Here is a 13822-nt window from a genome sequence, read left to right as displayed (position 1 = left end):
AATCCCTCCAATCTCATCATCTATCCCGAACTGCAAAGTGCAAAATAACCCCGGCTGCCATCCATGTTGTCATCAAAGATGATCCTCCATAACTGATAAATGGCAATGTCACTCCTGTGACAGGCAACAGACCCGACACGACTCCAATGTTTAAAAACGTTTGAAATATAATCATAGAACCCATTCCAGCAACCATTAAGAATTGAAAACGCCCTTTAGTTCGAATTGCTATTCCGCATGTCGCCAAGAAAAAAACAGCAAAAAGAATAACTACGAAGGTGGCCCCAATAAAACCCAACTCTTCAGCAATGATTGAAAATATAAAATCATTTTGGGGTTCTGGTAAATATAAGTACTTTTGACGACTATTCCCATACCCGTGACCAAACAAACCACCGGGAGCAATTGCAAATATTGATTGAATCCCCTGAAAACCAGTACCCAAGGGATCATTCCAAGGGTCAATATAGGATTTAATACGATCAAGTCGATAAGTTGCCATTGCAATCAAACCGACAAAACCTGCTAGACCTGCAAAACCAATAAAAAAGAAAAATCGTAATGGATATCCTGCTAGAAATAATACGATGAAAGCTGCAATAATCATTATTACGGTTGAACCTAAATCGGGCTGAATCATTATGAGCGCCCCAGGAAGCAGAATAAGACCGATATGGCTAATACGGACAGTTCTTTTGTTGTTCTTCGCTGCATGAATCAGTGCTGCAAGCTTTCCAATTAGAGCGACCTTCATAAACTCTGCTGGTTGAAGACTCAAGGGACCTAATGCAATCCAGCTTTGTGACCCATTGCGCGAGACACCAACACCTGGTATAAGAACCGCTATCAGCATTAGAATCGCTAGCCAGTAGATAACAGTCCATGCTTTAGGACTCGATGTTAAAGGACTCCGCATGATTAACAAAGCAATACCTACGGATACAACCATATAAATCAATTGTTTATATATAAAAGGTGAAGAGTCTGCATAACGGATGGCCCCCCAATAGGAACCAGCCGAATGGACAAAAGCCAAACCAATCAATGAAAGCGCAGTAGCTGAAACGATAAAGGCAATTTTCAACTTGTCTTCCAGTTTACGCATCCTTCCGGTTTTAGATTGCTAGGTAATATTTATATAGAAAAAACTGCTTCGATAAATGCATCGCCACGAACTTCAAAACTTGTATATTCGTCCCAACTTGCACATGCCGGTGATAATAGAACTACATCGCCATCCACACTGATTGTATTGGCTTTCTTTACCGCATCACCCATAGTGCTCGAGTGAATAATTGTCTGTACACCGCAAGATGAAGCAAACTGTTCCACTTTTTCTTTCGTTTCACCCAAAGTGATTACCGCTTTCACATTGCCCATATAGGGACGCAACTCTTCGAATGAATGTCCCCTATCTAGCCCCCCGAGAAGGAGCACAACAGGTGCCGTAAACGAAGCAAGTGCACTCTTGGTTGCGAGTGTATTTGTTGCTTTGGAATCGTTATAAAATTGACGCCCTTTGGACTCTTTCACAAATTGCATTCGATGTTTTACCCCAGTAAATGATTTTAGTACATGTTCAATAGCGCTCTTATCACATCCTGATAAAATTGCAGCGGCTGTAGCAGAAACTATATTTTCAAGGTTATGTTGCCCTGGTATTTTAATAATTGATCGATCAACATAAGGTTCCCCATTCCAATATATTTGAGTATCATCTGCAGATATTCCATTTTCTTGCCTTCCCTTAAGTGTGAAAGGGATTTTCACTGCTTTTGACTGGGAAACGACTTCGCGTAACACGGTTTGATCTGCATTGTAGATAATAAAGTCATCTTCATTTTGGTTTGCCGTAATTTGCGCTTTCGCCTTAATATATTCGGCTGACGATCCATGATAATCAAGATGAGAGTCATACACATTCGTCCAAATAGCTATTCGAGGACGAAATTGCTCTGTTCCCATCAATTGAAAAGAGGAAACTTCTAAAACAATTATTTCTTCCTTTGTCGCTTTTTCCACAACTGAACAAGAGACCGTTCCAATATTTCCAGCGATCAGCGGATTTTTCTTTGCGATTTTTAACATATGATGCAAAATCGTAGTTGTCGTCGTTTTACCATTTGATCCTGTAATTGCTATAATCGGAGCTTCACTAACTCTTGATGTTATCTCAACCTCTGTCCAAATAGGTATTCCTTTTTGAAGAGCATTCTGCACTACCGGATTGCTATATGGAATTCCTGGATTTTTAACAATCAACTCAAAACCCTCATCAAGGATCCCTTCCGGATGCCCTCCACAAATGACATGAACTCCATCTGTACGAAGCATAATGGCCTCCGCATTTCCCTCCTCAGGAGAAAAATCATTTACTGTCACCTCTGCACCTAGAGAATGAAGAAGTTTTGCTGCTGCATACCCACTTTTAGCAAGCCCAAGGACAAGTATCTTCTTCCCACTAAACTGTTCCACGTCTTTCAATTACATCACCTCCAGTAATACTGGAAGTATAGCTGCTAAAAAAGCAACACCCCAGAATACAACAACTATCTTCCATTCAGACCATCCCGAAAGTTCAAAGTGATGATGAATTGGACTCATTTTAAACACACGCTTTCCTGTCATTTTAAAACTTGCCACTTGAATAATGACAGACAACGTTTCAATTACATAAACAATCCCGATTACAACTAAAAGTAGCTCTTGCTTTATTAAAACTGAAATCATTGCCAGTGCCCCGCCAAGTGCAAGTGATCCTGTATCACCCATAAAAACTTGGGCTGGCTTCAGATTGAAAATGAGAAAGCCTAGCATTGCGCCTGCGACTACAAATGCGAACATTGCAATATCCAGCTGTGCCAACCTCTCATTACTTAACGCAAGCACGCCAAATGCAGTAAATGCGATTGCCGAGGTTCCCGCTACCAAACCATCCAATCCGTCCGATAAATTAACGGCATTGGAAAATCCAACTAGCCAAAATATTAGAAAGCCTACATAAAAAATGCCCAACTCAATTTTAAAATCAGTAAAGGGTAAGGCAACTGTAGTATCGAATGGTCCTAATTTTAATAGGAAAAAAGCGATAATTGCCACAACGATTTGTCCAATGAGTTTATGAAGAGATTTAAGACCTTGATTCTTTTTTTGAACTACGATGATAAAATCATCTAAAAATCCAATGAGTCCAAAACCAACAAGTACCAAGAGAAGTACGATTGTCTGAGTCGTCAGCACTCCGTTTATGTAAGAAAGTACAAGCGTAGATAGTATAATTGAGCTAATAAAGATAAGCCCACCCATCGTTGGCGTTCCCGCCTTCTTCTGATGGGTTTTCGGGCCTTCTTCACGAATACTTTGCCCAAACTTCATTCTTCTAAGTATCGGCAAAATAACGAACCCTAAGAGTACTGAAATGATGAATCCGACAGTAATAGCTGTCATTGTTGTAAAGAGTGTCATGATTTTTCTCCTTCTATCCTCTGAAATAAGAGCTCGTAGAGATCTGATTCAGTTTTTGCTTATTGCTTATTTTTATTCGATTAATTAATCGCTGTAAACATGAATGACATCATCAATTGTGATCAGTGAATCCGCTTTTGGTAATTGGTATTTTACTTGTTCACCTTCGCCATGCCATTCAATACGGTAAGTGTGTAATTGTAAGCGGATATCCTGCTTCGTCATTCCAGTGAGATCAGGCACTCTATGCGTTAGCGGATCGCCCCATCTATATTCTTTTTCAAGTTGGCCCTCGCGTTCGCTAATTCCAATCATTGGTGCAATTTCTTCAATAATTCTACCTGCAATTGGAGCTGCGATGACGCCTCCAAATTGAATCGAGTTTTTCGGGCTATCTATAGCGATATAAACAAGTACTTCAGGATCATCCGCAGGTGCAAAACCAACAAAAGAGACAATGTAGTCACCATCTTTATACACACCATCGACTACTTTTTGTGCTGTTCCTGTTTTTCCCCCAACACGAAGACCATCCGTGTGTGCATTTCTCCCAGATCCATTGGCAACTACCGATTCAAGTGCTTCCCTTACTTGTGCGGATGTTTCTTCGCTAATCACTTGTCTTTGCAACTCAGGTTCAAACGAGCGCAGTGGATTGCCCTTATCATCCGTAATTTCCTTGACAATATACGGCTTATATAATTTCCCACCATTAATTGCTGTGGCAACCGCTTGAATTTGTTGAATCGGCGTTACTGAAATACCCTGACCGAACGCAGTCGTTGCTTGTTCTACAGGTCCAAATGCTTTTTCAGAAAATAAAATGCCTTTCGATTCTCCAGCGATACCTGAATTGGTTGATTGACCAAATCCGAAATCTCGAAGATATGTCCCTAACTTTTCGCCACCAAGTCGACGACCCATTTCAACGAAACCTGGATTGCAAGAGTTCTCAACAACTTCAAGAAAGGACTGATCTTTATGCCCTTCTCTTTTCCAACAGCGAAGTCGAGCGTTAGCAACCATTACATACCCAGGGTCATAAAATCGTTCTTTTTTTAAGTCGATTAGATTTTCTTCAAGACTAGCAGCAAGCGTAATTATTTTAAATGTTGACCCTGGTTCAAACGTCATCCAAACCGGCAAGTTCCGATTATAAATACTCGGGTCAACTTCTTGATAGGCAGCGGGATGAAATGTTGGTACCGAAGCCAACGATAGTAATTCACCCGTTTGAGGATTCATAACGATTGCAAGTGCCTGTGTGGCGTCATATTTTTCCATTGCCTGCAGGAGTTCACGTTCAACTACTTGCTGAATTCCCAAATCAATTGTTAATTGGACAGATGCTCCTTTATTTCCCGTCTTAAATCCATCGTCTACATGTGGCAAAGGAATTCCTTTCGCATCTGTATAAAGGCGAATTTTATCGCCTGTACCTTGCAAAAATTCATCATAAGCGTATTCTATGCCTGCTAACCCTTGCCCATCATAACCAGTAAATCCTATGAGTCTCGACAAAAGTTCTTGGTTCGGGTAATGCCTAACAAAATCAACACCTGTATATAATCCATCAATTTGAAGACGAGTAATTTCATCAGCTTGTTCTTTTGTAATATTTTTACCCTCTGGAGCAATTTTCACCATGTATTCTTTCTGGGATAACTTCTCTTCAAGTTTAGCAATATCCGTACCTAGTATAGCTGAAAGAGAGTTTGCGGCAGCGTGAATCTCTTTATTTTGAGATGGCATGAAATATAATGTCGGTGCCAACATACTACCTACAATAAGCTCACCATTTCGATCAACAATATCGCCACGCATCCCACCAAACGGAATTTCTCGATCCCAATTTGCTTCAGCGCGACCCTTTAATAACTCATGATCAATAATTTGCATATAAAACAACTTAATAATTACACTACAAAGAAAAATCAGTATGATGACGTATACTGCTCGGAGTCTTCTTTTAGCCTGTAATTCGATAATTGTCCGCACCTCACGTTTTTCTTTAAACGTATGATGTAGCCTCGACCGCTATTCGTCAACCACCGGCAATAGTTTCTTCCGCCTCTTCTTCATTAACTTCTTTATATATTTCGAATGGCTCCTGGAAATTAATTACGATAGGTTCTTTTATTTCTGCAATGATGCCCGCAGATTGTCCTTGACTCGTTACGTATCCGTCACCATTAATGCGAATATCAAGTCCTGATAACATCTTATAGGATAGAACCATTTTTTTCGACCATCCAGTGAAATCCGGCAAAGTAATTTGCCCTTCCGATTTTAATATGACGACCGTATCTTGTGCAAGTTTCACCCCTTGAACCGGGTATTGTCCAAGGATTGGTCCACCTTCGCCTATTAACACAGGTTTAAACCCCTCAACTTTTAATTGTTCGATAGATTCCAAAGCATCTTTATTTGTATAATCGGCTAGTTCAATTGCTTCGTTAGGATCTTCGCCTTCGGGTACGATATTCAGATACTTGAGGCTATTTTCCATAATTGATGTGAATAATTTTGAAACTGGATCATGACCTATATCCCCAGCTTTCAGTTTTGGGTGTTGAACCGTTACATACGTTATTAATTGAGGATCTTCAGCGGGAGCCATTCCTAAAAACGAATAGAGATAATTAGAGCCTCCTGCTAAATAACCTCCGCGTGGACTTGGAAGTTCAGCTGTACCCGTTTTCCCGCCCATTGTATAACCATTCAATGCAAAACCTCTGCCACTCCCAACATCTGACGTGACAGTTGAAGCCAAGATTTCTTTTACTTGTTTTGCTGTTTCAGCAGAAATCGGTTTGCTTTTTTCTACCGGCTCATTATCTTTTACAACTTCATTTGTGTTCGGATTTATAATCGCATCGATTACGTACGGTTGCATCATCACACCATCATTTGCAATGGCTGTTGCAGCTTGTAACATCTGTATCGGTGTTACCGTTGAACCTTGACCATACGTTGTTGTTAAACGCTCACTCGGGTTTTTACTTAATATAATCCCAGGTGTTTCGTTTGGTAAGTTTAGACCTGTCTTTTCTCCAAATCCAAAATTCTGTATATATTCGAGGAATGTGTTATCACCCATCCTCTCTAATAAATAAGCCATAGAGACGTTAGACGAACGCTGAAATCCTTCAAGGAAACTGATCATTCCCCAACCCGTCCTGTTATGATCCCGAATTGTTTTATCGAATACTGTATATTGTCCTGATTTAAAGAATGCATTGGGATCCCATTTATTCTCTTCAATTGCTGCTGCTAACGTAAACATTTTCATCGTAGATCCCGGTTCAATTGTATTTTCGACAGCTTCATTGAGCCAGTTACCCGTGAGTCCCTCGCGCGTCGCGGGGTCAAATGTCGGGCGTTGACTCATAGCAAGTATTTCTCCGGTTTTTGGATTCATTACTACAGCAAGCATTTTATCCGGTGAGTATTCCTCCTCCACCCGATTTAGCGCATCTTCAACGAAATTTTCAATTGTTTTATCGATTGTCAACTGAATTTCATACCCATCTTGCGCAGGTTGAATTGCTTTTTCTGACTTAGGAAGGATAAATCCCCATCGATCCGATTCAAATTGCACTTTACCATCTGTTCCTGTCAGTTCTTTATTGTACGTAGATTCAAGACCCATTTTTCCTATAGTCTGAACATTTCCTTCCTCATCTTCTTCTTTGACTGCAAATCCAATCAAATAAGATGCGAAGCTTCCATTCGGATAAAATCGTTTTTTATCTTCAACGAAAAGAATTCCAGGAAGCTCTTCTTTTTTTATTGCAAGATAGGTTTCATGACTAATATCACGACCCGCACTTCCAAATTCAACTTGTTTCTTGTCTTGTGACAATCGATCCATAAGTTCTTCTTTACTAAGGGGAATATAATCTGCTAGGAAAGTTGCTGTTTTTTCTGGATTTACAACATGCCTTGGCGTTTTCGCTCCTTTAGTAAGTGTTTCGTCCAACACCGCTACCATGCGATAGCTAAGTGTATCTGCAGCAATAAGTTCGCCGTTCCTGTCAACAATAGATCCCCTGTCGGATTGGAGTAAGGATTCTCTTGCATATTTTGCTTCCGCAAGAGTTGCCATTACCCTACCTTCCGCTTCTCCAGTTGCCTGAATAAAGAGTATTCTTCCAAACAAAAGGAAAAAGAGCCCTCCATAAATAATAAACATCAGAAAGGCTCCCCATTGGAATCGAAATTTTTTCTTCTTCATCGGCCAGGCACGACCTTCACATTGTTTTCATTCATATCTAATCCAAGTTCCTTCGCTTTCTTCCAGACTTTATCGTATGTTGATTTCTCTTTGATTTCGATGGATAATTCTTTATTTTCCTTCATTATCCCTTCAATATCCTTACCTAACACTTGGACTTCTCGATTTACTTCGTTAATTTGTGCATCCGTATGTAAAATCATAGTTGTAAAAAGAACTAGGATCGTTGAAAATAGCACGAATAGAAATTTTTCTCCCTTTGAAACTTTTTTTCGGGAAGGTTTTATTTGCGGTAGTTTCTCTGGTACTTCAGGAATTTCATGTTCTCTTATGTAAGCAGAACTAAACTTTCTCTGTTCTAATGCCATTTGTCAATTTCCCCCTCTACTTTTTTTCTGCGATTCTTAGTTTAGCGGATCTTGCTCTTTTATTTACTTCGATCTCTTCTTTACTTGGAAGAATCGGTTTTCTTGTAATCAGTTTTAATATTGTTTCCATTCCCTCAGGAATAATCGGTAAATTTGGCGGCAATTCAGGTAGGGACGAGGCTTCTTTAAAGATTGTTTTACATATTCGATCCTCAAGTGAATGGAATGTAATTACACTTAAACGTCCACCTGGATTTAAAAGTGTTATTGCATCTGTTAAAGAATCTTCTGCTGCTCCAAGTTCATCGTTCACTGCTATTCGGATCGCCTGAAAAACACGCTTTGCCGGATGGCCACCTGTTCTTCTTTTAGCTGCTGGAATACCTGTTTTAATTAATTCTGCAAGTTCCGCTGTTGAATTAATCGGGGCTTGTTTTCGTGCCTCTTCAATTTTCCGAGCAATTCCTTTAGAAAATTTTTCTTCGCCATATCTAAAAAAGATGCGAACGAGATCTTCATAAGGCCATTCATTGACAACATCGTAAGCTGTCAATACTGCTTCCGTATTCATTCGCATATCAAGTGGTGCATCGTGATTATAACTAAATCCACGTTCTGGAGTATCCAATTGTGGCGAAGATACGCCCAGATCATAAAGAATTCCATCGACACTTGTAATTCCAATTTTTTCGAGTTCGTCTTTCAAGTACCTAAAATTGGCATGTACAAATGTGACTTGGTGTAGATGATCTTTTAATCGTTCTTTTGCTACTTCAATCGCTGTCGTGTCTTGATCGAAGCAAATAAGGCGTCCTTCAGGCGATAACTTTTGAACAATTTCTTTACTATGGCCTGCCCCGCCAAGAGTACAGTCTACATAAATTCCGTCTTTTTTTATATTTAAGCCTTCGACGGCTTCATCGAGTAGAACTGTGGTATGATTGAACATTTGAATCCGCCTACTTTCTTAATCTAATTAGATAATGAATATTCAAGTTAAAAATCAAAATCAATAATATTTTCTGCAATGTCATTAAATGATTGTTCAGATTCATCATAATAGCTTTCCCATAGAGGCTTGGACCATATTTCAATCCGTCCCGAAACACCGATAACGACACAATCTTTTTCAACTTTAGCGTACGTTAATAAGGATGAAGGAATATTGATGCGGCCTTGTTTATCGATATCAACCTCGGTTGCTCCCGAAAAAAAGAACCGCGTGAAGGCACGTGCATCTTTTTTTGTTACTGGAAGCGCCCTCAATTTTTCCTCAAGCAACTTCCATTCATCAATAGGGTAACCGAAGAGACAGTTATCCAGTCCACGAGTCAATACAAATCCAGCGCCTAAATGTTCTCTGAATTTAGAGGGAACAATTAGTCGACCTTTTGCATCTACGGTATGTTGATATTCACCCATGAACATACTCTTCACCCCACTATATGAAATAAATGTACCACATCCCCCCACTTTCCTCCACCCGTTTTCAAACTTTCTTTTATTATTCTTTTAAAATCCGTCTATAGTACTTGATATATTGAGATATTTATAAGACTAATTGCTCGTTGGGTTACAAATAGGCTACGTTTGTTTCCCGAACTACTAGGTCGACTTTACAAAAATAAAAAACTCCTGCCCACACAAATGTGCAGGCAAGAGTGATATCTTAAAGGTAGATAACGTTGTGTGATCCATCCATTTCATAAGGTAAGTTTAGAAGGTCTTTAATTAAGGACGGACCGTATTGATTCAAAAATGGATATGGAGAGTAAATCCTTTCTTGCAATGAACCCTCTGGAATCAATTCCGATTCCATTTCACCAAACTTCCGAAGAACTACATCATGTTTGATTAAAAAGGAATCTTCTACTTTGTTTTTTAAATAGCTAAATTGGGCCGTATGAAATGCTAGGTTCTTTTCAAGAAGCTCTTGAATCTTCAAATCCTGTTCACCTGCAATCGCCACGATTTCCTCATACTGAGCTTTTAACAGGTTCTCCGTATTATTTATAGCGTTATTTATTTGATCATCCCGAAGGTCTTCAATTAACTGATTTTTAATAGCAACAACTTTACCAGCCATAACCTCTTCTACTGTAAGTGACTCTGATTCTAGTGCTCGTTTTGTTTTAGCCGTAACAAGGGTCATTGACATTCTCGGTACAATTATTGGCATCCGAATGTCTAAATGATGGAACGCATTTTTTAACAATGCCCAATAAGAAATCTCCCCAGGCCCTCCGACAAATGCAAGCACGGGAAGTACAAAATCTTGCATGATTGGTCGTGATACAACGTTATTACTTAGTAACCACGGTTCTTTTTGTGCGATTAGAAGCAACTCTTCCAATGTAAATCGTAGCCCAACACTTTTATTGATAAAATCACCAGCGTCTTTTGTTAGTAAGACGCGTCCTGTCTCATGTATATAAAACAAATGTGCACCATCTGCTTGTACACCTACAGGTTGTCCGTATCCCTCTTCCGTGAACTGAGCTTCTGTATGCAATACAGATTCAGCAATTTGATCCGAACCGTTAATCATTCGAACAAAATAATCACTTTCAAGTTCACGTAAAGGTTTATAGGCGGAATCAAGGAACAGTAAGCCTTCTTCTTGGAAAAGCCCATTCATCAGCCGTACAAAAAAACCAGTAAATGTATTTTCCTTCTTGACGATATCTAGTACATCGTTCAACAGATCTTTTGTATAAGCAGTTTCACCAAATGTATTAAAAATTTCTTTAATAAAAACAGCCATCTCTTCTTGTAGATAATTAGCGTCCGAGGCCATTAATTTCAATACATATTTTTCACGATATTGACTTTTGGATACTTTGTTATCTTTCACGGTATGAACATGATTGATTTCATTCAAATCATGGTCTTCTCCCGCTATCCAAAATATCGGTACGACAGGGACACCCAATTTCTCGCGTTGCTTTTTCGCAAGAAGCAGCACCGAGATTGCTTTATGAATCGAATACATTGGTCCCGTCAAAATACCTGCTTGTTGTCCGCCCACAATGGTAACTCCACCACTTGCAAGTTCATTAATGTGTTTTTCAGCAATCTCTGATATACCAAATGGCTGCATGAATGAACGAATCACTTCTGACAACTCGTGTCGCTTGAAAGAACGCTGTGAAAGTTCGTCTAACCTTGCTGAAAATGAATCTTGCTCATTTTTATAATCGAAATACGTATGTACAAACTCTTTATTGTCAGTATATGACTGCATAACTTTGTTTTGCTCAGGTAATGTCAGTTTTTCTAATCTCATCCTTCAAACCCCTTTACGTCAATCGCAATAAAATGAGTATAGCATTCCAATAAGACGGTTTGAAAAAAAATGCCTAGTGTTAATTAGACTCTCAAAAAGCATATTCGACTATCTTTAATACGATACCAGCCACGAGAAGCAGTATATAAGCAAATGAAAGGATAATAAAATATAATCTCCAACTTCTTCGTAGTATTAAGCCGATCCGAAAATCCTTTCCTTTAAATCTTTCAATAACTGCAAAGATAATTGGGATAATAACCGAAATTACAGCGATATAAAAAACAGTGCCTATTTCGAATATTACTCGTGAACAAACGTAGACAGCGATAAATAAAAAAGGAGTTGTGACATCCGCTGCAAAACCAATCGACTTTGAAGGCGCCTTCCCTTTTTTACGTAAATACATGAGGACAAGTAATGTCACCAGAAACGGAAAAATTATTAACACTCCAAGAAACACGGAAATTAAACCACCCATACCTTCACCTCTTCCCCATCTCCGCTATTGACAACAGCTTTCATTTTTAAAAATAAAACTCTATTATTTTAGCTACTATAAAAGGTCCGCCTTTTGATAGACGGACCTTAGAGTTCTTTCTAATAAAACTACTATACAGGATATACCGGATGCTTACGAGGAGGTTGTGCAACGTCTTTCGTACGATACAAACTGAATCGAGTTGATAGGACTGCTCTTAAATCTGATGGTGCAACAATTTCATCGATAATTAATTCTGATGCCATTTTGTATATATCAATTTCCTCAGTATATTCCCTATGTTTCTGTTGGACGAATGCTAGACGTTCTTTTGGATTTTCAATTGCTTCTATTTTATTTGAATAGACAGCATTGACAGCGGCTTCAGGACCCATAACGGCTATTTGTGCGGTCGGAAGCGCGATACACACATCAGGTTCAAACGCAGGTCCCGCCATTGCATAAAGACCCGCACCATATGCCTTACGTACAATGACCGATATTTTAGGTACGGTCGCAGAACTCATTGCCATAATTAGTTTTGCACCGTGACGAATGATTCCCGCACGTTCCACACTTGTTCCAATCATGAAGCCTGGCACATCTGCAAGAAAAAGCAGTGGTATCGAAAATGCATCACAAAGATTAATGAACTTCGTTGCCTTATCTGCCGAATCGACGAACAAAACGCCACCTTTTACTTTTGGCTGATTGGCAATAATCCCAACCGGTTGACCATCAATTCGGGCAAGCCCTGTTATCAGTTCCTGTGCAAACAGTTTTTTAATATCGAAGAAACTTCCTTCGTCTATCAATGCTTCAATCGCTTCATACATATCAAATGGCGCATTTTGATTTTCTGGAATAATCTCCTCTAACGATCGGCCGACTTTTGCTGCAATCGCCTCTTTTATTTCAGGCATTTCAGAGTAGTTTGCCGGGAAAAAGGATAGGTATCTTTTGGCTTCAGATATTGCTTCTTGCTCATTTGCAGCAAGCACATCACCGCATCCGCTCACAGAACAATGCATTCGAGCGCCACCCATTTGCTCAAGCGTCACTTTTTCACCAATCACCTTTTCCGCCATTCTTGGTGACCCCAAATACATGGATGCATTGCCATCAACCATAATTACTACATCGCAAAATGCTGGAATGTAAGCCCCACCTGCTGCTGAAGGTCCAAATAAAATACATATCTGTGGAATAAATCCCGATAATCGCACCTGATTGTGGAATATCTTTCCAGCGCCACGACGATTTGGAAACATGTCTAGCTGATCTGTGATTCTTGCCCCCGCTGAATCCACAAGATACAACATTGGCACACGATTTTTTTCTGCTATTTCTTGAATGCGGATAATCTTTTCAACAGTACGAGATCCCCAAGACCCCGCTTTTACTGTCGAGTCGTTTGCCATAACACAAACAGTTTGGCCATTCACTTTCCCCATAGCCGTGATAACGCCATCCGCAGGCAAATCCCCCGCTTCGCAATTTGCAAACCTTCCATCTTCCGTATACTCGCCCTCGTCAAACAATAACTCTAGACGGTCCCTAACAAAAAGTTTGTTTTGTTCCTTTAATCGCTCATGATACTTTGGATGGCCCCCAGTAAATATTTCATCCAACTTTGTTTGAAGCAATATATTATACCCCTTGTTGTTTGTCATTCCCTATTCCCCCCCATAATTACTCACCGATCTTGATAAGCACATCGCCTTCATTAACAAAATCGCCGACTTGTACCAATATGTCGGTCACTTTTCCAGTCGCTTCGGCTTCTATTGGAATTTCCATTTTCATTGATTCTAATACGACAACAACTTGCCCCGCTGTTACTTCTTGACCTTCTGTTACATTCATTAAAAACACTGTTCCTGCCATTGTTGATTTTAATTGAGTCATTCGATTAATCCTCCTTTTGTTTTTCATCCCACTGCCTTAGTTTGACTGAGCGCTTACTCATTTCACTAGTTGCATTT

12 protein-coding genes are annotated in these 13822 nt (G+C 39.6%); all 12 read right to left on the bottom strand.

All coding sequences use genetic code 11. From position 1 onward, the window contains the following. Positions 1-16 precede the first annotated feature (16 nt). The 12 genes from ftsW to ACXYMX_RS01715 all read right to left on the bottom strand — a co-directional run bounded on the left by ftsW (position 17) and on the right by ACXYMX_RS01715 (position 13745). Positions 17-1105 (bottom strand): putative lipid II flippase FtsW, encoded by a 1089-nt coding sequence (gene ftsW, locus ACXYMX_RS01770; RefSeq protein WP_459042495.1) that lies wholly within the window; start codon positions 1103-1105, stop codon positions 17-19. Between the two features lie 29 nt (positions 1106-1134). Further along, positions 1135-2484 (bottom strand): UDP-N-acetylmuramoyl-L-alanine--D-glutamate ligase, encoded by a 1350-nt coding sequence (gene murD, locus ACXYMX_RS01765; RefSeq protein WP_459042494.1) that lies wholly within the window; start codon positions 2482-2484, stop codon positions 1135-1137. Continuing rightward, complete coding sequence (gene mraY, locus ACXYMX_RS01760) at positions 2485-3465, bottom strand: phospho-N-acetylmuramoyl-pentapeptide-transferase (protein ID WP_459042493.1); 981 nt, start codon at positions 3463-3465, stop codon at positions 2485-2487. An 84-nt stretch (positions 3466-3549) separates the two neighbouring features. Continuing rightward, on the bottom strand, positions 3550-5364 hold the full coding sequence (locus tag ACXYMX_RS01755; protein WP_459042492.1) for a penicillin-binding transpeptidase domain-containing protein: 1815 nt from the start codon (positions 5362-5364) through the stop codon (positions 3550-3552). A 145-nt stretch (positions 5365-5509) separates the two neighbouring features. Further along, positions 5510-7660: a penicillin-binding transpeptidase domain-containing protein gene (locus tag ACXYMX_RS01750; RefSeq protein ID WP_459042491.1), complete on the bottom strand. Its 2151-nt coding sequence runs from the start codon at positions 7658-7660 to the stop codon at positions 5510-5512. A 38-nt stretch (positions 7661-7698) separates the two neighbouring features. After that, positions 7699-8070, bottom strand: coding sequence for a cell division protein FtsL (ftsL, locus tag ACXYMX_RS01745; protein ID WP_459042490.1), 372 nt, complete (start codon positions 8068-8070; stop codon positions 7699-7701). A 16-nt stretch (positions 8071-8086) separates the two neighbouring features. After that, positions 8087-9019, bottom strand: coding sequence for a 16S rRNA (cytosine(1402)-N(4))-methyltransferase RsmH (gene rsmH, locus ACXYMX_RS01740; protein WP_459042489.1), 933 nt, complete (start codon positions 9017-9019; stop codon positions 8087-8089). Between the two features lie 47 nt (positions 9020-9066). Further along, positions 9067-9498: a division/cell wall cluster transcriptional repressor MraZ gene (gene mraZ / locus ACXYMX_RS01735; protein ID WP_459042488.1), complete on the bottom strand. Its 432-nt coding sequence runs from the start codon at positions 9496-9498 to the stop codon at positions 9067-9069. Positions 9499-9739: 241 nt separating this feature from the next. Further along, complete coding sequence (gene bshC, locus ACXYMX_RS01730; RefSeq protein WP_459042487.1) at positions 9740-11356, bottom strand: bacillithiol biosynthesis cysteine-adding enzyme BshC; 1617 nt, start codon at positions 11354-11356, stop codon at positions 9740-9742. Between the two features lie 91 nt (positions 11357-11447). Next, positions 11448-11837 (bottom strand): DUF3397 domain-containing protein, encoded by a 390-nt coding sequence (locus ACXYMX_RS01725; protein WP_459042486.1) that lies wholly within the window; start codon positions 11835-11837, stop codon positions 11448-11450. Between the two features lie 131 nt (positions 11838-11968). Beyond that, complete coding sequence (locus ACXYMX_RS01720) at positions 11969-13510, bottom strand: acyl-CoA carboxylase subunit beta (RefSeq protein WP_459042485.1); 1542 nt, start codon at positions 13508-13510, stop codon at positions 11969-11971. Positions 13511-13529: 19 nt separating this feature from the next. Continuing rightward, a complete protein-coding gene (locus ACXYMX_RS01715) occupies positions 13530-13745 on the bottom strand; it encodes an acyl-CoA carboxylase biotin carboxyl carrier protein subunit (protein ID WP_459042484.1) in 216 nt (71 codons plus the stop codon). Positions 13746-13822 lie beyond the last annotated feature (77 nt).

This window comes from Sporosarcina sp. CAU 1771 (genome assembly GCF_054482775.1).
This window is presented reverse-complemented; position numbering and strand designations above follow the sequence as displayed.

Bases quoted from the DNA above. Each gene is read 5' to 3' on its own strand.
- ACXYMX_RS01725 (WP_459042486.1), bottom strand. From the start codon at position 11,837: ATGGGTGGTTTAATTTCCGTGTTTCTTGGAGTGTTAATAATTTTTCCG.
- ACXYMX_RS01750 (WP_459042491.1), bottom strand. From the start codon at position 7,660: ATGTTTATTATTTATGGAGGGCTCTTTTTCCTTTTGTTTGGAAGAATA.
- ACXYMX_RS01755 (WP_459042492.1), bottom strand. From the start codon at position 5,364: ATGCAAATTATTGATCATGAGTTATTAAAGGGTCGCGCTGAAGCAAAT.
- ACXYMX_RS01715 (WP_459042484.1), bottom strand. From the start codon at position 13,745: ATGACTCAATTAAAATCAACAATGGCAGGAACAGTGTTTTTAATGAAT.
- ACXYMX_RS01720 (WP_459042485.1), bottom strand. From the start codon at position 13,510: ATGACAAACAACAAGGGGTATAATATATTGCTTCAAACAAAGTTGGAT.
- ftsL (WP_459042490.1), bottom strand. From the start codon at position 8,070: ATGGCATTAGAACAGAGAAAGTTTAGTTCTGCTTACATAAGAGAACAT.
- rsmH (WP_459042489.1), bottom strand. From the start codon at position 9,019: ATGTTCAATCATACCACAGTTCTACTCGATGAAGCCGTCGAAGGCTTA.
- ftsW (WP_459042495.1), bottom strand. From the start codon at position 1,105: ATGCGTAAACTGGAAGACAAGTTGAAAATTGCCTTTATCGTTTCAGCT.
- bshC (WP_459042487.1), bottom strand. From the start codon at position 11,356: ATGAGATTAGAAAAACTGACATTACCTGAGCAAAACAAAGTTATGCAG.
- mraZ (WP_459042488.1), bottom strand. From the start codon at position 9,498: ATGTTCATGGGTGAATATCAACATACCGTAGATGCAAAAGGTCGACTA.
- mraY (WP_459042493.1), bottom strand. From the start codon at position 3,465: ATGACACTCTTTACAACAATGACAGCTATTACTGTCGGATTCATCATT.